The following is a 20,955-nucleotide window of genomic DNA, read 5'->3' on the forward strand; positions in this document are numbered from 1 at the left end:
GCATGGCCGTCCTCATCCGTGATGCCGGCACGGCCGACATCGACGCGATCACCGCGATCTACGCGGTGGAAGTGACCGACTTCGTCAACACCTACGAGTACGACATCCCGGACGCGACCGAGATGCTGCGCCGCATGCGCGACATCATCGACCGTGGCTTCCCCTACCTGGTCGCCGAGATCGATGGCCAGGTAGCCGGCTATGCCTACGCCAACACCTACCGCACCCGCATCGCCTACCAGTGGACCGTGGAGAACTCGGTCTATGTCGATGCCACGTTCCAGGGCAAGGGCGTGGGTACGGCCCTGCTGCAGGGATTGATCGACGCCTGCACCGCACGCGGCTACCGGCAGATGGTGGCGGTGATCGGCGAGCCCACCAACACCGCCTCCATCAAGCTGCACGAACGCTTCGGCTTCCACCTGGTGGGCGTGTTCCAGGGCCTGGGCCGCAAGCATGGCCGCTGGCTGGATACCGTGCAGATGCAGCGCGCGCTCGGCGATGGCGCCGACACCGCACCTTCCAATGAATGAACCCATGACCGAAAACCTTCCCGAAACCAACGACGACCTGTTCGCCGGGCAGCCGGTGCGCGTCGTTGAACGCGACGGTGTGCGCTACACCCTGCTGGGCACCGCCCACGTCTCACACGCCAGCGTGGAGGCCGTGGAAAAGGCCATCGACAGCGGCCGCTTCGATGCGGTGGCGGTGGAACTGGACCCACAGCGCCTGCAGGCACTGAGCGATCCGGATACGTTGGCCAAACTCGATCTGGTCGAGGTGATCCGAAAGGGCCGCGTCGCCCTGTTCGCTGCCAACCTGGCCTTGTCGGCCTACCAGCGCCGCCTGGCCGAGCAGCTGGGCATCGAGCCCGGGGCCGAGCTCAAGCGCGCGGTGGAACTGGCCCGCGAGCGCAACCTGCCGGTGCACCTGATCGACCGCGAAGTGGGCCTGACCTTCCGCCGCGCATCGCAGCGGCTGGGCTTCTTCGGCAAGCTGAAGCTGGTGGCCGGGCTCGGCGCCGGCCTGTTCTCGTCCGAAGAAGTGGGCGAGAACGAGATCGAGAAGCTCAAGCAGGGCGACATGCTGGAGTCGAGCTTTGGTGAGTTCGCCAGTGAAAGCCCGGCGCTGTACGAAACCATCATCGGCGAACGCGACCGCTACATGGCCACGCGCCTGCGCGAAGCGCATGATCCGGACCAGCGCGAAGTGCTGGCCGTGGTCGGTGCCGGCCACCTGGCCGGGCTGGCGCGCTACCTGGAAACCGACACCGACGCCCCGGCGCCGCTGCGCGCCGAGCTGGAAGCGGTGCCGAAGAAGCGCAACATCCCCTGGTTCACGCTGGGCATCCTGGCCATCGTGATCACCGGCATCGCGGTCGGCTTCTACCGCGGCGGGCTGGGCGTGGGCACCGAACTGCTGGCGACCTGGGCGATGTACACCGGCGGTCTGGCCGGCCTCGGTTGCCTGCTGGCCGGCAGCCATCCGCTGAGCATCCTCACCGCGATTGCGGTGGCACCGTTCAAGCCGTTCCGCCTGAGCATTCCCACCGGTGCGTTCTCGGCGCTGGTCGAAGCTCGCCTGCGCAAGCCGGCCTACGAAGACTTCCTCAAGCTGCGTGACGATGCGCAGAGCCTGAAGGGCTGGTACCGCAACCGGGTCACCCGCGTGGTGCTGACCTTCATGCTGACCAACCTGGGCAGCATGCTGGGCCTGTGGCTGACCGCCGGCCGCGTGTGGGGCAAGGTCGCCGGCTGAGCCGGCTGCAGCCGACCCACGGCGCCGCCCGGCTCAGCCCGGCGGCGCCCTCGCTATACTGCGGTCCTTCCCCGGACGGAGTCCTGCAATGGATGCATATGACGCGCTGATGCGCGACGGTTTCGTGGTGGTCCGCCAGGCCATTGCGCCGGCCCTGGTGCAGGACATCAACCAGCGCATCGATCGCTTCAAGCAGCGCAATCCGAAGGCAGTCAGCCGCAATCTCGATGCGCACCAGCGCTTGTACCGGGTGGTCAACCTGCATCTGGTGGTCGATGCGATCAGCGGCCTGCTGACCGACAACGCAGCCATCGATGTCTGCGACCGTTTCCTCGGCGAGCCCACCACGCTCTACACCAGCCTCTACTACGAACGCGGCTCGGAACAGCCGCTGCACCGTGACACGCCGGTGTTCTGCACCTCGCCCGGCGAACGCTACCTGGGCGTCTGGACCGCGCTGGATGCGGTGGACGACAGCAACGGCCCCCTGCGTGTGGTGCCGGGCAGCCACCTGCTGCCCGCCATCGACGTCCAGGCGCTGCGCCAGCAGGTGTTCGGTGATGGGCCGGTCAGCCCGATGTCCGGCGAAGGCTGGGCCGCTTACCAGGATGCGGTGGCGCGCCAATGCGAGGAGGCCGGGCTGCAGGCGCAGCCGGTACATGTGCAGCCGGGCGACGTGATCGTGTGGCACCCGCAGCTGTTCCATGGCGGTGCGCCGCATCCTTCTGCCGGCACCCGTCGCAGCGTGGTCATGCACGTCACTCCGAAATCGATGCCGGTCGGGCACATGGACGTGTTCTACGGCGCCAAGCCCGCACAGAGCAAGGCGCCCTGGCGCTACTACCGGCGCGGTGAGCGTGAGATCGCCCGCTTCGGCCAGGTCGATTTTGGCCATGAATACACACGGCGCACCTGGTTCCTGCGGCGCGCCTGAAAAAAGGGGGAGGCCGCCCCACTACGACCGGCCTCCCCCACACCACAACACGTTGTCGCGTATTTCGGTCGAGCAAGCTCGACCACTACACCGCGGTCCCCGCCACGACCTCCAGGCCGCGCGCACGGCGGATCAGCCGCGTCACGGCATTGCGCAGGTCATCCAGCACCGCATAGATGGTCGGCAGGAACAGCAGGCTGACCACGGTGGAGAACGCCAGGCCACCGGCAATGGCGCGGGCCATCGGTGCGTACTCCGGGCCATCGCCGAACATCTGCGTGTTGGTCAGCGAGATCGGCACCATCGCCAGAATCGCCGTGCCCATGGTCATCATGATCGGGCGCAGGCGTTCGCGTGAGCCTTCCACCAGTGCCTGGGTGCGGCCCATGCCGCTGCGCCGCAGGTTGTTGATGTGCTCGATCATCACGATGCCGTTGTTCACCACCACGCCCATCAGCACCAGGATGCCGATGAAGGACATGATCCCGAACGAGGTGCCGGTGATCCAGAACAGCCAGAACACGCCGAAGATCGAGAACAGCACACCGCTCATGATCGCCGCCGGGAACAGCAGCGACTCGAACACCGCAGCCATCACCACGTAGATCATCACCAGCGCGATCAGCAGGTTGAACACCATCTGCTGCATCGCCTCGTCGTCGTTGCCGTAATCGCCGCCGTCGAAGGTGTAGCCATAGCCGGCCGGGAAGTTCATCGGCTTGAGCACCGCCTCGATCGCCTTGCGGCCATCCGGCGCGGTGATCTTCTCGGCCAGATTGGCCTTGATGGTCAGCGTGGTCTGGCGGTTGGTGCGGCCGATCTGGGTGGCCGACGAGCCGACGTCCACGGTGACCAGGCTCAGCAGCGGCACGCTGCGGCCATCGCCGGTGCGCACACTGAAGCTGGCCAGGTCTTCCGGGCTGCTCTGCTCGGCACCGGCGAAGCGCACCCACACCGGCACCTCGTTGTCACCGCGGCGGAACTCGCGCATCGGTGCACCGCGCAGGGCCAGGCCGACGAAGCTGGCGACCTGTTCGGCGTTGAAGCCGAACGCCGCAGCACGCTCGCGGTCGACGCGCACCTTCAGCTCGCCGCCCTTTTCACCGTTGTCGATGCGCACATCGCGCAGCTCGGTGCGCTGCGCCAGCAGCGGCACCACCTCCTGGCCGATCTCCTGCAGCATGCTGCTGGAGTCGCCGACCAGCTGCACCTGCACGCCCTGGTTGCCGCCACCGCCGCCGTCACCGCCCTGGTTGCCGACGAAGTAGTCGGTGCGCGCCGACTTCGGCAGGCCCTTGCGCAGCTCTTCCTGCAGTGCCTTGATGTCCTTGGCGTACTTCTCGTCCAGGGTGACCACGGTCGAGCTGCCTTCCTGCTCGCTGTACCAGGAGTACACCTGCTTGACGTGCAGGCGCTCGCGGTTGGCATCGATCCAGTTCTCCACCCGCGCCACTTCCTCGGACATCTGCCGGTAGGTGTAGGCGCCCTTCCACATGTAGCCTATGAAGATGTCCTTGCCGCCCTCACCGCCGAACATGTCGACCTTGGTCAGCTTCATCGGCACCAGGCTGACCAGCACCACCAGCACGATGCCCAGCAGGCTCCAGCCACGATGGCGCAGCGACCAGTCCAGCAGGTGGGCATAGCGGCGCTGCAGCCGTGCGATCACGCCGGTCTGCGAGTGCACCAGCTTGGGCGTGGCCATGCGTGCGGACAGCATCGGAATCAGGCTGACCGCCACCAGCCAGGATGCCAGCAGCGAGACCGAGATGGTGATGGCGATCTGCGCCATGAAGATGCTGATGTTGTTGGTCTCGCCGAACAGGTTCGGCACGAACACGATGCAGTGGCACAGGGTGCCCGCACTGAGGGCGATGGCCACATTGCGGGTGCCGATGATCGAGGCCAGGCGCGGCTGATCCGGCATGCGCTCGCGTTCCTGGTAGATGCTCTCCACCACCACCACGGCGTTGTCCACCAGCATGCCCACTGCCAGCAGCAGGCCCATCATGGTCAGGATGTTCAGCGTCACCCCGACGAAGTACATGAAGCCCAGGGTGATGGTGAAGCAGATCGGAATGGCCAGGGTCACCATCAGCGTCGATGGCCAGTGGCGCAGGAAGAAGAACAGCACGGTTACCGACAGGATCAGGCCGACCGCGCCGGCCTCGGCCAGCTCCAGCAGCGAGGAGGTCACCGCCTTGCCCTGGTTGTCGATGACCTTGATCTGCACGTCGCGCATCGACGGCTGCGCGCGGATCGCTTCGACTTCGGCCAGCGCCGCACGCGAGACGTCCACCAGGTTGGCGCTGCGCTCCTTGAAGATGTCCAGTCCGACGGCCGGGTTGCCGTCCAGGCGGCGCCCATAGTTCATGCGAGCCGGCTTCAGGCGCACGTCGGCGATGTCGCCCAGGCGCAGCCCCTTGGCGTTGATCACCAGGTCGCGCATCTCCTGCAGGTCGGTGATCTCGCCCACCGGCTGCACGCGCACGCGCTGGCCGTTGTCGTCGATCTGCCCGGCCGAGATCGAGAAGTTCAGCGTGCGCAGGCGTTCGCTGAGCTCGTTGATGCTCAGCCCGTGCGCGTTGAGGCGGTTGGGATCGATGGCGATCTCCACCTCGTTCGGCGGCGCGCCGGTGATGTCCACCCGTGCCACGCCGGGAATGCGCTCGATCCGGCGCTTGAACTCGCGGTCGAGCATGTCATAGGCAGTGGTCAGGTCGGTGGTGCTGGCCAGGCGCACCTTCAGCACCGGCTGGTCGCTGCTGGACCACTTGAACACGTTGTAGCGCTGCAGGTCGTCAGGCAGGTCGCTGCGGATCGCGTCGATCCGTTCGCGTGCATCGGAGGCGGCGATGGCGATATCGCGGTCCCAGTCGCTGAACTCGATATAGATCAGTGCCGCCTCGGAGGTGGCCGACGAGCGCATGCGCTTGATGCCGGTCATCGTCGCCAGCGATTCCTCGACGGGGCGGATGATGGTGCGCTCCACTTCTTCCGGCGTCGAACCGGTGTAGGGAATCTGCACGAACAGGAACGGTGCGGAAATGTCCGGCAGCGCCTCCAGCGGCAGCCGGAACGAGGCGATCAGGCCGATCACCACCAGTGACACGAAACACATGATGGTGGTGACCGGACGACGGATGGAGAACTCGGCAACACTCATGCCGGTTCCTCCGCGCCCGCCGCACTGCCGGTGGCGCCCGGCTCGATCTCACCGGCATGCTTGCGGCCACGCTCGCGGTAGTAGGCATCGCCGCGGCGGTCCATCAGGTCGTACACCACCGGAATCACCAGCAGGGTCAGCAGGGTCGACACCAGCAGGCCGCCGATCACGGTGATCGCCATCGGCGCGCGCACCTCGGCGCCCTCGCCCATCGCCACCGCCAGCGGCAGGAAGCCGAACAGCGTGCACAGGGTGGTCATGATGATCGGCCGCAGGCGCGAACGCGCGCCCTCCACCAGCGCCTCCTGCTTGGCCACGCCGGCTTCGCGCAGCTGGTTCACCTTGTCGATCAGGATGATCGCGTTCTTGGTGACCAGGCCGACCAGCAGGATCAGGCCGATGAACACCACCACCGAAATGGGTTTGCCGGTCAGCATCAGGGCCAGGATCGCACCGACCAGCGCCAGCGGGATGGTGAACAGGATCACGAACGGGTGCAGCAGCGATTCGAACTGCGAAGCCATCACCAGGTAGACCAGGAAGATCGCCAGGCCGAAGGCGAAGATCAGCGACTTGGCGGCCTGCGCCAATTCCTCGCCCTGGCCGCCGATGTGCAGGCCGACGCCCGCGCCCAGTGGCTGCTCGGCCACCATCTGCTGGACTTCGCGCATGGCCGCGCCCAGATCGATGTCGCGCAGGTTGGCCGACACCACCGCCACGCGGGTCTGGTCGGCGCGATGGATCTCGCTGGGGCCGGTGGTGGCGACCACATCGGCCACCGCGTCCAGGGTGACCGGGCGGGTGCTGCCCGGATTGACGATCAGCCGGCGGATGCTCTCCACGCTGGCGCGGTCGCCTTCCTGCGCCCGCACCAGCACGTCGATCTTGCGGTCGCGGAAGCTGTAGCGGGTGGCCACGTCGCCACGCACCTTCTTCACCACCACATCGGCGATCTGGCGCGTGGTCAGGCCCAGCGCGCCGGCACGCTCCTGATCGAAACGGATCTGGATTTCCGGGAAGCCTTCTTCCACCGTCGACTTGACGTCGGCGTAGTGCGCGTTGCCACGCAGCATCGCCGCCAGGCGCTGGCCGGCCACTTCCAGGGTGGCCATGTCCTGCCCGCGCAGTTCGATTTCCAGCGGCGTGGAGAAGCTGAACAGTGCCGGCCGGGCGAAGTCGACCTGCGCACCGGGGTGCTGGGTCATGGTGTCGCGCAGGCGCTCGGTGATCGCCGCCTCGGTCCGCGGGTTGCCGCCACCTTCCATCACCACGGTCAGCTTGCCGATGTTCTCGCCGCTTTCGGTCGGGCTGGCATCCAGGCGGGTGCCACTGCCGCTGACACCGTACAGCGAGTCCACGCCTTCGCTCTTGCCATGCGCCAGCTGCAGCTCACGCACCAGCGCGTCGGTCTGCTTCAGCGGGGTGCCAGCCGGCAGCTTCACAGTCATCTCGAAGCGGTCCTGCGCCAGCTGCGGAATCAGGTCGGCACCGAGCATCGGCACCAGCGCCATGGTCGCCACGAAGATGACGGTGGCCACGCCCAGCACCTTGCCCGGATGCGCCAGCGCGCTCGGCAGCAGGCGCAGGTAACCGCGCTCGGCGCCGGCATAGGGCTTCATCGCCAGGTCGCTGGCCTTGCGCATCACCGGGCCAATCACCGCCACCACGCCGCGCCACAGCCGCACCACCAGCCAGGCCAGCGCATAGAACCCCCAGCGCGCGGTCGCGACCACGCCACGACGGCCCAGCGCGACCGGCTTCTGCCAGCGGTTCTGCGGCTGCCACGCTGCATTCGGCGCTTCCTCGGGGAACGCCAGCGGCGGCTGCCCTTTCAGCGAGCTCAGCATCGGGATCAACGTCATCGACACCAGCAGCGAGATCGCAATGGCGATCGCCACGGTCAGTGCCTGGTCGCGGAACAGCTGGCCGGCGATACCGTCAACGAACACCAGCGGCAGGAACACCGCGATGGTGGTCAACGTGGAAGCAACCACCGCCATGCTGACCTCGCGGGTACCGGCAATGGCCGCCTGCAGGATCCCCAGCCCGCGCTCGCGGGCCTTGGCAATGCTTTCCAGCACCACGATCGAATCGTCCACCACCAGGCCGGTGGCCAGTGCCAGGCCGCCCAGCGACATCACGTTCAAGCTCAGGCCGAGCTGGCCCATGAAGAAGAACGTGGCGATGATCGAGACCGGCAGCGACAGGCTGATCACGAACGTGCTCCAGCCATCACGCAGGAACAGGAAGATGATGAGGATGGCCAGCAGGCCGCCGATCACCGCATCTTTCTTCACGTCGGCGATGGCGTGCTCGATGAAGCGTGACTGGTCCTCGATGGTGGTCAGCTCGACATCGGAGGGGAAGGTGGTCTTGATCTGCTCCAGCCGCTTGCGCAACGCCTCGGCGGTGGCAACGGTGTTGGCGTCGCCTTCCTTGTAGATGGCCAGCTCGACCGATTCCTTGCCGCCCAGGCGGATGATCGCTTCGCGTTCCTTGTAGCCCTGGCGCACGCTGGCCACGTCCTTCAGACGCACCGGCACGCCATTGGCGACCACGCTGGAGGCGCCACCGGACGAAGCGCTCTGCGCCGCCGACGCCGCCGCGATGGCGGCCGCCGAGCCGGTCGAGGCGGCGATGTTGAACATCTGCTGCAGGGCCGAGTCGGCTGCACTGCCGTTGGATGCCTGGGTGGTGACCAGCAGGTTGCGGATCTCCTCCAGGTCGGCGAACTGGTTGACGGTGCGCACCAGGAAGCGCTGCGAACCTTCCTCCAGGCGGCCGCCGGAGATGTTGATGTTCTCGTCCTTCAGGCGCTTGATGACGGTGTCGATGGGCAGGTTCAGCTGCGCCAGCTTCTGCTGGTCGATGTCGACCTGGATTTCGTCTTCCAGGCCACCGCCGACCTTCACCGCAGCCACGCCGGTGACCGGCTCGAGCTTCTTCTTCAGGTCTTCATCGGCGTAGCGGCGCAGGCCGGTCAGCTCGCGGATCGCATCGGCGTCGGTGGCCGCTGCGGTCTTGTTCGACAGCACCAGGCGCATGATCGGCTCGGTGGACGGATTGAAGCGCAGCAGCACCGGCGCCTTGGCCTCCAGCGGCAGGTTCAGCGCTTCCATCTTGTCGCGCACTTCCAGGCTGGCCTGGTCCATGTTGGTGCCCCAGGCAAACTCCAGCACCACGTCGCTCTGGCCGGTACGCGAGACCGACTTCAGCTTGCGCAGGTTCTTGACCACGCCCACCGCTTCTTCCACCGGCTGGCTGATCAGGGTTTCGATTTCGGTTGGTGCGGCACCGGTGTATTCGGTACGCACGGTCAGCGTCGGATAGCTCAGGTCCGGCAGCAGATTGACCTTGAGGTTGCCCAGCGCAATCAAGCCGAACAGCAGCAGCGTGACGGTGCACATGGCGATGGTGACGCGGCGGCGGGTGGCGAACTCCACCAGGCCGCCGCGCATGCCGGAGGCGGCGCGCTCGCTCGCCGGCGAGGCACCGTGGTCGTGGCCCGGGGTGGTCATTGCGTGCTCCCGGCCTTGTCTGCCGGCTTGGCGGCCGGCGTGCCTGCCGCCGCCACCGTCTTCGCCTTCGGATCAGCGATCACCTGCACCGTGGTGCCATCGCGCAGCGCAACCTTGCCGGCGGTGACCACCTGATCACCGGCCGCCAGGCCCTCACGGATCTCCACCCACGGCCCTTCGGCGTAACCCAGCTTGACCGCAACGCGTGCGACCTTGCCTGCGCGCACCCGGAACACGGCAGGTTCGCCGTCGTCGAGCAGTGCCAGGCGTGGCACCACCAGGGCATCTGCGCGCTGGTCGTAATCGATGCGGATGCGCCCGAACATGCCCGGCTGCAACGCATGCGCAGCGCCGTCGAAGGCGCTGACCACGCGAAACGTGCCGCTGCCCGAATCGACCACCGGTGCGATGCGATCGACGGTGCCGGTGAAGCTCTGCCCCGGCAGTGCGTCGGCGGCCAGCGTCACCGGCTGGCCGGCGCGCAGGGTGGCCAGTTCGCGTTCGGGCACGTTGAGCGTGGCTTCCAGCCGCGAGTTGTCGACGATGCGGAAGATCGGCGTGTTGATCTGCACGAAGTTGCCGGTCTTGATCGAACGCGACGCGATCACGCCGGAAATCGGCGCCACCACTGTGGTGTAGGACAGTTCCAGCGTGGCCAGGCGGTACTGCGCGCGGACGTTTTCCAAGTCGTAGCGCAGCTGGTCGACATCGGCGGCACTGACCATCTGCTGGCCGACCAGCTTCTGCGCGCGCTGGTAGTTGTTTTCCAGCTTGCGCATCTGCGCTTCGCTCTGTGCAACGGCCAGGCGCGCGCGGTCCGGATCCAGGCGCACCAGCGGCTGCCCGGCGGTGACCCGCTGGCCTTCCTCGACCAGCACCGCCAGCGCCACGCCGGAGGTCTTGGCGACCACCTGCGATTCGGCGCGCGGTTCCAGCGCGGCGGTACCGGTGTAGCTGGCCGCAACCGCGCGATGGCTGGCCACCGCCACTTCGACCGGCACCGCATCGACCTTCTTCTCGTCTTTGCTTTCGGCGGCCTTGGCTTCGGAATTGGGCCCTGCGGCGCAACCGCCCAGCAGCAGGGAGGTGGAGATCAGCAGTGCGGCAGCGCAGATTCCGCTGCGGCGGCCGGACAGGAAGGTTGGGTGCGACATCGTCAGATCCCTGGAGGATGCGTGGGCAGGTGTGGTAGCAAAGTAATGCACCACTTCACGGCAACACCATATCCCAAAGGTCATGGTGCCTTCACGCCGCTGGTCGGCGCGACCCCATTTCAGCTAGATGAAACCTGAGGCTATACTCGGGTCGTTCCGTACCCCACGCCGGAACGACCAGACCCGAATCCCCGGAAACGACACCATGCGCCCGCAGCCGCTCGCCGCTTGTCTCGCTCTGGCCGTCCTCCTGCCCCTTGGGGCCGCCGCACAGCCCGCTTCTGCTCCTGCTCCTGCAACACCTGCCCCGGCCACGGCTCCCGCCGCTGCGCCGCCGGCCACCGCCCCCACCGGCAATTTCGACAATGGCCGCGTGCTGGCTTACACCTGCCAGGGGTGCCACGGCATCACCGGCTACAAGAACGCCTACCCCAGCTACCGGGTGCCGAAGATCGGCGGCCAGACCCAGCAGTACCTGGCCCAGGCCCTGACCGAGTACCGCCAGGGCAAGCGCCGGCATCCGACGATGCAGGCGCAGTCGATGAGTTTCAGCGAACAGGAGATCGCCGATCTCTCTGTTTACCTGTCCACCGTCAAGTAAGGCCCGCCCATGTCGAAAGCCGCGCATCCGATGCGTCATGCCATCGCCCTGTCCGTTGCCCTGCTGCTGGCCGCCTGTTCGCAGTCGCAGGTGGAAAACAGCGAGAAGTCCGCCGCCGACCCGGGCCATGCCAGCGGCGAACATGGCTCTTCTTCATCGGCCGGCCTGCCTGCAGGCCGCGAGGCCGCCGGCGAGGCCCGCGCCAAGGTGAAGGGCAAGGCCACCAACCAGAGCTGCATCGATTGCCACGGCGCCGACGGCAACGCGCCGATCGACCCGACCTACCCCAAGCTGGGTGGGCAATACGGTGACTACCTGGCGCATGCCCTGCAGGCCTACCGCGCCGGTGACCGCCAGCACATGCTGATGACGCCACAGGCGAAGGACCTGAGCGATCAGGACATCGCCGATCTGGCGGCGTACTTCGGCAGCCGGCCGAGCCAGCTGCGGGATCTGCACGGGGTGAAGTGACCCCTGGCCCCCGGTGGGTGCGGACCGTTGGTCCGCACAGATCCGGATATCCACGCATGGCGTGGATCTACCAGCCGAGCATGGGCTCGGCTCTACAGCGCCTGCTGGCATGCCTCGGTAGAGCCGAGCCTACGCTCGGCTGCTCTCCGGCCAGATCACGATGAGCCGAGCATGGGCTCGGCTCTACAGTAGGCGCTCAGCCTTCCAGCTCTTCCCAGCGCGCGTAGGCGGCGTCCAGCTCGGCCTGCACCTTGGCCAGCTGCTGGGTGTGCGCGGTCACTTCTGCGCTGCTGCGGGTGTAGAACGACGGGTCGTTCATTGCCGAGGTCAACCCTTCGACATCACCTTCCAGCTTCTCGATGGTCTTCGGCAGCTGCTCCAGCTCGCGCGCCTCCTTGTAGGCCAGCTTGCGCTTGGGCGCGGCAGGCGCGGCCGCTGCAGCCGTTGCCGGCTTGGCCGCAGCCACTACGGTCGGAGCCGGCGCCACACTGGCCGCATAGCGCTGCCAGTCGCTGTAACCGCCCACGTACTCGCCGATCACGCCGTCGCCTTCCATCACCAGCGTAGAGGTCACCACGTTGTCGATGAAGTCACGGTCATGGCTGACCAGCAGCAGCGTGCCGGTGTATTCGCCCAGCAGCTCTTCCAGCAGCTCCAGGGTTTCCACGTCCAGATCGTTGGTCGGTTCGTCCATCACCAGCAGGTTGGACGGCTGTGCGAACAGCTTGGCCAGCAGCAGGCGGTTGCGCTCGCCACCGGACAGGCGGGTGATCGGCGCGCGCGCGCGTTCCGGGGTGAACATGAAGTCCTGCAGGTAGGCATGCACGTGCTTGCGCTTGCCGTTGAACTCGAGGAAATCGCGGCCTTCGGCCACGTTCTCGATCGCGCTCCAGTCTTCGCGCAGCACCGCACGGTACTGGTCGAAGTACGCGATCTGCAGGTTGGTGCCGGCGTTGACTTCGCCCTTGGCCGGCTGCAGCTCACCGAGCAGCAGCTTCAGCAGCGTGGTCTTGCCGCTTCCGTTGGGACCGATCAGGCCGATGCGGTCGCCACGCAGGATGGTGGTGGTGAAGTCGCGGACCATGGTGCGCTCGCCGAAGGCGAACGAGATGTCCTTGACGTCGATGACCTTCTTGCCGGAGCTGACGCCCTGCGCGGCTTCCATCTTGACGTTGCCGCTGAGATCGCGGCGCTGCGAACGCTCGGTGCGCATCGCCTTCAAGCGGCGTACGCGACCCTCGTCGCGGGTGCGACGGGCCTTGATGCCCTGCCGGATCCAGACTTCTTCCTGCGCCAGCAGCTTGTCGAAGCGGGCGTTTTCCTGCGCCTGCGCGTTGAGGCGTTCCTCACGGCGGCGCTCGTAGTTGGCCCAGTCGCCCGGCCAGCTGGTGACCTGGCCGCGATCGATCTCGACGATGCGGGTGGCCAGCGCACGCAGGAAGCGGCGGTCATGGGTGACAAACACTACGCTGCCGCTCCAGCCCTTCAGGAACGCTTCGAGCCAGTCGATGGCTTCGATGTCGAGGTGGTTGGTCGGTTCGTCCAGCAGCAGCACGTCGGGGCTGGACACCAGCGCGCGGGCCAGCAGCACGCGGCGCTTCATGCCGCCTGACAGGCGGCCGAACTCGGCCTCGCCGTCCAGATCGAGCTTGGTCAGGGTTTCGCTGACGCGCTGGTCCAGACCCCAGCCGTTGGCGGCGTCGATCTTGGCCTGCACGTTGCCCAGTGCTTCGCCATCGAACACCTCGGCATGGCTGAGGTGGTGGAATTCGGCCAGCCACTGGCCCAGTTCGCCCAGGCCGTCGGCGACGACGTCGAACACCGAACCGGCGGCGCCGTGTGGCACTTCCTGCTCCAGGCGGGTGACGCGCACGCCCTGCTGCACGCGGACTTCGCCGTCATCGGGCTTGTGGTCGCCGGACAGCAGCTTGAGCAGGGTGGATTTGCCGGCGCCGTTGCGGCCGATCAGGGCGATGCGTTCGCCCGGCTCGATCGACAGTTCGGCCTTTTCCAGCAACAACGGGCCGCCGACGCTGAAGTCGACGTTCTGCAGAGTAATCAGAGGCATCCCACCATTGTAGCGGGTTGCGGGCGTCGGCCGGGTTGCACCCGGCACCCGCGGTAGTGCCGGCCGCTGGCCGGCAACGTCAACGTCAACGTCAACGTCAAACGCAGGTTCGCTCTGGGATGGCGAGGCGGTGTGGGTCTGCAGGACACGCCGTAAACCCATCCATGGGGGCTCGATGGCGCCATCCATGGCGCCAACGGTCCTGCAGACCCACACCGCCCCGCCCCTGACAGTTTCCCGCGATCTGTCGGAACGGCATTCTGCTCTGGTGGGTGTCGACCTTGGTCGACACATGGGAATCTGATGGCTTACCCCACCTCCCCCAGCAGTGCCTGTAGGCCCGGCAGCCATTGCTTGCCGGGATGCCGTACCAGCCACAGCGTGCGCTGCAGGGCAGGCAGCGGGGTCTGGAGCATGCGCAGGCGGCCCAGCGCCAGCGGCTCCTCCAGCGCATGACGGGAGAGGCAGGCCAGGCCGAGGCCGGCGATCGCGGCCTGCTTGATCGCTTCGGTGTTGCCCAGCTGCAGGGTCTGCGCGAAGCCGCGCAGATGAGGCAGCAGGGCTTGTTCCACCGCCTCGCGGGTACCGGAGCCGGGTTCACGCAGCAGCCAACGTGCACCGCGCAGCTGCTCCAGCGACCAGCGCGCCGGGGCATCGGCGGCAGCCACGATCACCAGCGGGTCCTGCTGCCAGGCGGTCACCTGCAGGCCGCGCTCGTGGCAGGGGCCTTCGATCAGCCCGGCGTCCACATCCAGGCGCTGCACGGCGGCGACCACGCCGGCACTGTTGTCGATGCGCAGATCGACCTCAGCCTGCGGTGCCTGACGCAGCAGCTCGGCGATGCGCGGCGGCAACAGGTAGTTGCCGATGGTGGTACTGGCGGCCAGTACAAGCCGCAGGGGGGCGCCCTGCGCCGGGTCGCCGCCCGCAGCCAGCTGCCGTTCGAGGTCGGCAGCGTTGACCAGCAGCGTGCGCGCCGGCTCCAGCAGCGCGCGGCCGTGCCCGTTCAGGGCCAGGCGGCGTCCGATGCGGTCGAACAGCGGCGTGCCGAAGTGCGCTTCGAGCTCCTGCAGGGCCGCACTGCTGGCCGACTGCGAGAGCGCGATGGCCTGGCCCGCAGCCGTGGTGCTGCCGTGGTCGGCGATGGCGACGAACACCTGCAGCTGGCGCAAGGTCAGGCGCATGGCAATTACCTGCTTGATAGGTAGGTTTCACCCATATTATTCGTTTTACAGGTCGATCATGCGGGCGCACGCTTGCACCATCACTTCAGCCCTGCCCTCGCCATGAACGCCCCCGCCCTTTCCTCCTGGTCACTGCCCGCCCTGCGCCAACGCTGGCAGCCGCGCCTGCCCGGCCTGCTGCTGGTCGGCCTGGTGGCGGCGGCGTCACTGTACCTGGCCGAGCTGCCCTGGCTGCAGGCACATGGCCTGAGCGCGCTGACCGTGGCCATCGTCGCCGGCATCGTGGTTGGCAACACCTTCTACCCGCGGTTGGCGCCAAGCAGTGCGGCCGGCGTCGGGTTCTCCAAGCATTGGCTGCTGCGCGCCGGCATCGTGCTGTACGGCCTGCGCCTGACCTTCCAGGACATCGGCCATGTCGGCGTGGCCGGTGTGCTGATGGACGTGCTGGTGGTCGCCAGCACCTTCGGCCTGGCCTGCTGGCTGGGCGTACGCGTGTTCCGGATGGAACGCGAGGCGGCGATGCTGATCGGTGCCGGCAGCGCGATCTGCGGCGCGGCAGCGGTGATGGCCGCCGAACCGGTGGTTCGCGGACGCGCGGTGCAGGTCACCGTGGCGGTGTCGACGGTGGTGGTGTTCGGCACGTTGGCGATGTTCCTGTACCCGGCGTTGTACGCACTGGTGCAGTCGCATGGCTGGCTGGCGATGGATGCACGGCAGTACGGGTTGTTCACCGGTGCGACGGTCCATGAAGTGGCACAGGTGGTGGCCGCCGGCCGTGCGGTCAACGAAGCGGCGGCCGATACCGCAGTGATCACCAAGATGGTGCGGGTGATGCTGCTGGCACCGTTCCTGGTGATGCTGTCGCTGTGGCTGGCGCGGGGCGGCAAGCCCAGCGGCGACGGCGGCAAGGCACGCATCGTGGTGCCGTGGTTCGCGTTCGGGTTTGTAGCGGTGGCCGGTTTCAACTCGCTGCATCTGCTGCCGGCTGGCCTGCAGGCCGGGCTGGTGCAGCTGGACACGGTGCTGCTGGCCATGGCGATGGCCGCGCTGGGCCTGACCACCCACGTCTCGGCGCTGCGCCAGGCCGGCCTGAAGCCGCTGCTGCTGGCGTCGATCCTGTTTGCCTGGCTGTTGTTCGGTGGCCTGGCGATTCATCAGGGCGTGCTGGCGGTGCTGGGCTGAGGGCAGTGCCGACCAACGGTCGGCACCCACCAGTGGATGGCGACCCCGCCCCATCAGGCGGGACCGGCCACGCGGGCAGGTACAATGCGCCATGACTGACTTCTCGACCCTGCCGCTGAGCCCGGCCCTGCAGCCCGGCCTGGATGCCCTCGGCTACACCACCCTCACCCCCGTGCAGGCGCAGAGCCTGCCGGCCATCCTTGATGGCCGCGATGTGATCGCACAGGCACCCACCGGCAGCGGCAAGACCGCCGCCTTCGGCCTGGGCCTGCTGCAGTCCATCGACCCCAGCCTGATCCGCGTGCAGGCGCTGGTGCTGTGCCCGACCCGCGAACTGGCCGATCAGGTCGGCAAGCAGATCCGCAAGCTGGCCACCGGCATTCCGAATCTGAAGCTGTTGCTGCTGGTCGGTGGCGTGCCGCTGGGTCCGCAGCTGGCCTCGCTGGAAGGCCACGACCCGCATGTGGTGGTCGGCACGCCCGGCCGCGTGCAGGAACTGGCGCGCAAGCGTGCACTGAACCTGGGCGCAGTGCGCACGCTGGTGCTGGACGAAGCCGACCGCATGCTCGACATGGGCTTCGAGGAGCCGATCCGCGAGATCGCCGGCCGCACCCACAGGGACCGCCAGAGCCTGCTGTTCTCGGCCACCTTCCCCGACAGCATCCGCGCCATGGCGCGTGACCTGCTGCGCGAGGCGGTGGAAGTGACCGTGGAAGGCGCCGACCAGGCACCGGCGATCCGTCATATGTTCTGCGAGGTGGAACCGGCACACCGGCAGAAGGCGCTGGCCGGCCTGCTGCTGAAATACACGCCGGAATCGGCGGTGGTGTTCTGCAATACCCGCAAGGACGTGGACGAGGTTGCCAATTCGCTGCAGCAGTTCGGCTTCTCGGCGCTGGCCCTGCATGGCGACATGGAGCAGCGCGACCGCGAGGAAGTGCTGCTGCTGCTGGCCAACCGCAGCTGCAACGTGCTGGTCGCCAGCGACGTGGCCGCGCGTGGCCTGGACGTGGAAGAACTGGCGGCAGTGATCAACTACGAACTGCCGACCGACGTGGAGAGCTACCAGCACCGCGTGGGCCGTACCGGCCGTGCCGGTGCCAGTGGCCTGGCGATCAGCCTGGTGGCCGGCCGCGAAAAGTCCCGTGCCGAAGCGATCGAAGCGCAGATGGGGCAGCCGCTGGACTGGCAGAAGACGCCGCTGGCGACCTCGCGTCCGGCCGAACTGCCGCAGGCGGCAATGCGCACGTTGCGCATCGACGGCGGCAAGACCGACAAGCTTCGCCCCGGCGACATCCTGGGTGCGCTGACCGGCGACGCCGGCCTGTCGAGCAAGTTCATCGGCAAGATCGCGATCTTCCCGACCCGCTCCTACGTGGCGATCGCCCGTGAGCAGGCCAACAAGGCCGTGGCCAAACTGGAAGCCGGCAAGATCAAGGGCCGTCGTTTCCGCGTGCGGATGATGTGATCGGCAAGGTGGTCGCCGGGCATGGCCCGGCGCTACCTGCATACGGTGTGCAGCGCCGGGCCACGCCCGGCGACAGACTCAGAACACCAGTTCGGTGTGCAGCGGCAGGCCCGCTTCCCAGCGCGCGCGGCCGCCCAGGCCATCCAGCTCGACCAGCACGCCGGCACCCACCACCTCGACACCGAGGCGGCGCACCAGCGACAGCGCGGCGCCCAACGTGCCGCCAGTGGCCAGCACGTCGTCGATGATCGCCACGCGCGCACCGGCCGGCAGCGCATCGGCGTGCACTTCGATGCAGTCGCTGCGGTATTCCAGCGTGTATTCCTCGCGCAGCACCTGGCCCGGCAGCTTGCCCGGCTTGCGCACCGGCACGAAGCCCACGCCCAGTTCGAGTGCCATCGCGGCACCGAGGATGAAACCACGCGATTCGATGCCGACCACCGCGTCCAGCTTCTGGTCGCGCCAACGGTCGGCCATCGCGCTGATCGCGCCGCGGAAGTCCTCGCCGTGAGCGAGCAGCGGCATGATGTCCTTGAACAGGATGCCGGGCTTGGGGAAGTCGGCGATGTCGCGCAGGCGCGAGGCCCACTGCGGAGCGACGATGGCGTCGGTCATGTCAGGTTGGCTATCTGATGGCGGCATAGGGTACCCGTTCCGGGCGCCGCCTGCCTGTTGGGGGGTCGGCCGGGCTGCGCCCGGCGCCTGCGGTAGTGCCGGCCGCTGGCCGGCAGCTGCAATGGTTTTCCGCGAGCTGTGGGACCTGCGGTCGGGGTCAGATCCACCGTGTCGACCAAGGTCGACACCTACCCACAGCAGTGGGGATCTGTCGGAGGCGGGGCGGTGTGGGGCTGCAGGACCGTTGGCGCCATGGATGGCGCCATCGAGCCCCCATGGACGGGTTTACGGCGTGTCCTGCCGTCCCACACCGCCCCGCCAGACCATCAGCAATCCAGAGCCGCTTTGGCTTTGGCTTTGGCGGTTGCCTCTGCGGGTGCAGGGCGCAGCCTTGCCGAACCCCACGCTCAGGAACTGCAGGACAGCATCGAGCAGCCGGCGCGGTGGTCGGCCCAGGCCGGGCGCTTGCCGGCGTAATGCTCCAGCCCGGCGCGCTCGGTGTACGGGTCGCGCAACACCTGCTGCAACACCCGCACACCGTCAAGGTCGCCCTGCTCGGCGCGGTCGATGGCCTCCTGCGCCAGCCAGTTGCGCAGCACGTACAGCGGGTTGGCCGCGGCCATCTTCGCGGTGCGTTCGCCGGCCGACAGCGGATCGGCGCGCAGCCGCGTAGCGTAGTCCTGCAGCCACTGCTGCAGCGGCGCCTGCACCGCCTGCCTGCGTGCGTCGTCGTAGTACACCGCGTCCAGCACGGCCACATCCGGCGCGGCAGGATCGATGCGCATCAATGCGCGCCAGGCCAGGGTCATGTCCATCGCGCCGTCCTGCATCAGCTGCTGCCAGCGCTGGTAGAGCTGCAGGTCGTCATCGTCGGCGGCGGCCAGACCCAGCTTGGCGGCGGCATCACGACGTGTGCAGGCCACGAAGGTGGACTGGTACGCCGCCAGCCCCGCCTGCAGTGGTGCCACATCGGCGAACAGCGGCGACAGCGCCTGTGCCAGCCGCCCCAGGTTCCAGTACGCCACCTGCGGCTGGGTGCCGAAGCGGTAGCGCCGCCCCTGCGCGTCGGTGGTGTTCGGTGTCCAGTCTGGATCGAAGTCCTCGACCCAGCCATACGGGCCGTAATCCAGCGTGAGGCCGAGCACGGACAGGTTGTCGGTGTTCATCACCCCGTGCACGAAGCCGACGCGCATCCAGTGCGCGATCATCTCGGCGGTGCGCACCGCGATCTGCGCGAACCAGTCGCCATACAGCGCCTCGCCCTGCCCTTCCAGTTCGGGAAAATCACGGGCGATGCAGGCATCCACCAGTTGCTGCAGCAGCGCGGTTTCACCTCGCGATGCCGGCAGCTCGAACGAGCCGAAACGCAGGAACGAAGGCGACACCCGGCACACGATGGCGCCGGGCTCGGCACGCGGATGGCCGTCATAGAACATGTCGCGCACCACCTCTTCGCCGGTCCCGACCAGCGACAGCGCACGCGTGGTTGGCACCCCCAGGTGATGCATCGCCTCGCTGCACAGGAACTCACGGATCGACGAACGCAGCACTGCACGCCCATCGGCGCCGCGCGAGTAGGGGGTCGGGCCGGCGCCCTTCAGCTGCAGCTCCCAGTGACGGCCATCCGGCGCCAGCAGTTCACCCAACGAGATCGCGCGGCCATCGCCCAACTGCCCGGCCCAATGGCCGAATTGATGCCCCCCATAGTTGGCCGCCCATGGCTGCATGCCGGCGTACAGCGCATTGCCGCCGAACACATCGGCGAAGCCTTCACTTGCCACCTCATCGGCATCGAAACCGAGCATCGCGGCCACCTCCGGCGACCAGGCCAGCAGCGTGGGCGCGGCCACCGGGGTCGGCATGACCGGCGACCACGCGGCACCGCGGACCTCACGGCGGCGCGGTCCGGATTCAGGGTCGCCCGGCAGTACGCTCAGCAGGCGGTTGTCGAAACGGGGGCTGTCGGTATCCATGGGCTTGAAATGGGGGCGACTGCCGCCCGCCTCAATTGCCGCTGAGCGCCTGCAGGTGGCCACCGTGGGCCTCGGCGCGCTGGTACGCCGGGCGCTCGCCGATGCGCTTGAGGAAACCGCGCAATGCAGGCTTGTCGTCCAGGCCGCCCCCACGTGCGGCTGCGGCCTGGATCGGGAAACTCATCTGGATGTCGGCGGCGCTGAAGCGTTCGCCGGCAAACCAGGGGCTTTCAGCCAGGCGCCGCTCCATCCAGTCCAGGTGCAGGCGGCGCTGCGGGCCGATGAAGCCGCGCTCGGCCTTGTCGGCGATGCTGCGTGCGATCGGGCGCGCGAAGAACGGCATCGGCGCGCTGCGGATGCGCCCCATCACCAGGGTCAGCAGCAACGGCGGCATCGCCGAGCCTTCGGCGTAATGCAGCCAGTAACGGTAGGCCATGCGTTCGGCCCCGTCGGCCGGCATCGGCGGAGGCGACAGCTGGCGCTGGGTGTCGTAGCGGTCGGCCAGGTAATCGAGAATCGCACCGGATTCTGCCAGCACCAGCTCATCGTCCTGCAGCACCGGCGACTTGCCCAGCGGATGCACCGTGCGCAGCTCCGGCGGCGCCAGCAACGTCTTCGGATCGCGCGGGTAGCGGCGAAGCTCGTAGTCCAGGCCCAGCTCCTCCAGCATCCACAGCACACGCAGTGAGCGGGAGTTTTCCAGGTGGTGGACGATGCGCATGGGGATGATCCTTGGGGAGAGGTTCATCCTACCGCGCCCGGTAGAGTCGAGCTTGCTCGACTGCCGTGCAGAAGCAGTCGAGCAAGCTCGACTCTACGGAACGGTGGGCAATAAAAAACGCCGGAAGCTTTCGCTTCCGGCG

Annotated in this window: 14 protein-coding genes and 1 pseudogene; 7 read left to right on the plus strand and 8 right to left on the minus strand. The window is 67.6% G+C overall.

Features of this window, described 5'->3' with window-relative positions:
• Window positions 1-2: 2 nt before the first annotated feature.
• From C9412_RS16780 to C9412_RS16790, 3 genes are all read left to right on the plus strand, one after another.
• Window positions 3-533, plus strand: a complete 531-nt coding sequence (locus C9412_RS16780) for a GNAT family N-acetyltransferase (RefSeq protein WP_107232682.1) — start codon at window positions 3-5, stop codon at window positions 531-533.
• Window positions 526-1,758, plus strand: coding sequence for a TraB/GumN family protein (locus tag C9412_RS16785; RefSeq protein WP_181358684.1), 1,233 nt, complete (start codon window positions 526-528; stop codon window positions 1,756-1,758). Before C9412_RS16780 ends, C9412_RS16785 begins: the two co-directional genes overlap by 8 nt.
• Window positions 1,759-1,846: 88 nt before the next feature.
• Window positions 1,847-2,692, plus strand: coding sequence for a phytanoyl-CoA dioxygenase family protein (locus tag C9412_RS16790; protein ID WP_107232684.1), 846 nt, complete (start codon window positions 1,847-1,849; stop codon window positions 2,690-2,692).
• A gap of 85 nt (window positions 2,693-2,777) precedes the next feature.
• Here C9412_RS16790 and C9412_RS16795 read toward each other — a convergent pair whose 3' ends face one another.
• The 3 genes and pseudogenes from C9412_RS16795 to C9412_RS16805 form a co-directional block, all read right to left on the minus strand.
• Window positions 2,778-5,858, minus strand: coding sequence for an efflux RND transporter permease subunit (locus C9412_RS16795; RefSeq protein ID WP_107232685.1), 3,081 nt, complete (start codon window positions 5,856-5,858; stop codon window positions 2,778-2,780).
• A pseudogene (locus C9412_RS16800) lies at window positions 5,855-9,310 on the minus strand (efflux RND transporter permease subunit); the annotation flags it as partial. The pseudogene C9412_RS16800 and the gene C9412_RS16795, both read right to left, overlap by 4 nt.
• Window positions 9,311-9,372: 62 nt before the next feature.
• Window positions 9,373-10,530 (minus strand): efflux RND transporter periplasmic adaptor subunit, encoded by a 1,158-nt coding sequence (locus C9412_RS16805; protein WP_107232687.1) that lies wholly within the window; start codon window positions 10,528-10,530, stop codon window positions 9,373-9,375.
• Between the two features lie 205 nt (window positions 10,531-10,735).
• Between C9412_RS16805 and C9412_RS16810 the strand changes: the two genes are divergently transcribed.
• Together C9412_RS16810 and C9412_RS16815 are read left to right on the plus strand one after the other, a co-directional pair.
• The gene (locus C9412_RS16810) at window positions 10,736-11,131 is read left to right on the plus strand and encodes a c-type cytochrome (protein WP_107232688.1); all 396 of its coding nucleotides are present in this window, start codon (window positions 10,736-10,738) and stop codon (window positions 11,129-11,131) included.
• 9 nt (window positions 11,132-11,140) lie between these two features.
• Entirely contained in the window at window positions 11,141-11,602 is a 462-nt protein-coding gene (locus tag C9412_RS16815; RefSeq protein WP_019661289.1) for a cytochrome c, read from the plus strand.
• 196 nt (window positions 11,603-11,798) lie between these two features.
• Here the strand turns inward: C9412_RS16815 and C9412_RS16820 are convergent, their stop codons facing one another.
• Together C9412_RS16820 and C9412_RS16830 are read right to left on the minus strand one after the other, a co-directional pair.
• The gene (locus C9412_RS16820; protein WP_107232689.1) at window positions 11,799-13,670 is read right to left on the minus strand and encodes an ATP-binding cassette domain-containing protein; all 1,872 of its coding nucleotides are present in this window, start codon (window positions 13,668-13,670) and stop codon (window positions 11,799-11,801) included.
• Window positions 13,671-13,978: 308 nt separating this feature from the next.
• Complete coding sequence (locus tag C9412_RS16830) at window positions 13,979-14,854, minus strand: LysR family transcriptional regulator (protein ID WP_107232691.1); 876 nt, start codon at window positions 14,852-14,854, stop codon at window positions 13,979-13,981.
• Window positions 14,855-14,956: 102 nt separating this feature from the next.
• Here C9412_RS16830 and C9412_RS16835 point away from each other — a divergent pair, with 102 nt between their 5' ends.
• A complete protein-coding gene (locus C9412_RS16835) occupies window positions 14,957-16,036 on the plus strand; it encodes a YeiH family protein (RefSeq protein WP_107232692.1) in 1,080 nt (359 codons plus the stop codon).
• Between the two features lie 91 nt (window positions 16,037-16,127).
• On the plus strand, window positions 16,128-17,504 hold the full coding sequence (gene dbpA, locus C9412_RS16840; protein WP_107232693.1) for an ATP-dependent RNA helicase DbpA: 1,377 nt from the start codon (window positions 16,128-16,130) through the stop codon (window positions 17,502-17,504).
• 78 nt (window positions 17,505-17,582) lie between these two features.
• Here dbpA and C9412_RS16845 read toward each other — a convergent pair whose 3' ends face one another.
• From C9412_RS16845 to C9412_RS16855, 3 genes are all read right to left on the minus strand, one after another.
• The gene (locus C9412_RS16845; RefSeq protein WP_107232694.1) at window positions 17,583-18,119 is read right to left on the minus strand and encodes an adenine phosphoribosyltransferase; all 537 of its coding nucleotides are present in this window, start codon (window positions 18,117-18,119) and stop codon (window positions 17,583-17,585) included.
• Between the two features lie 407 nt (window positions 18,120-18,526).
• Window positions 18,527-20,092, minus strand: a complete 1,566-nt coding sequence (locus tag C9412_RS16850; RefSeq protein ID WP_107232695.1) for a YdiU family protein — start codon at window positions 20,090-20,092, stop codon at window positions 18,527-18,529.
• A 31-nt stretch (window positions 20,093-20,123) separates the two neighbouring features.
• The gene (locus C9412_RS16855; protein WP_107232696.1) at window positions 20,124-20,813 is read right to left on the minus strand and encodes a glutathione S-transferase; all 690 of its coding nucleotides are present in this window, start codon (window positions 20,811-20,813) and stop codon (window positions 20,124-20,126) included.
• Between the last annotated feature and the right edge of the window lie 142 nt (window positions 20,814-20,955).

Origin of the sequence: Stenotrophomonas sp. Nf1 (genome assembly GCF_003028475.1) — a bacterium.
Taxonomy (GTDB): Bacteria; Pseudomonadota; Gammaproteobacteria; order Xanthomonadales; family Xanthomonadaceae; genus Stenotrophomonas.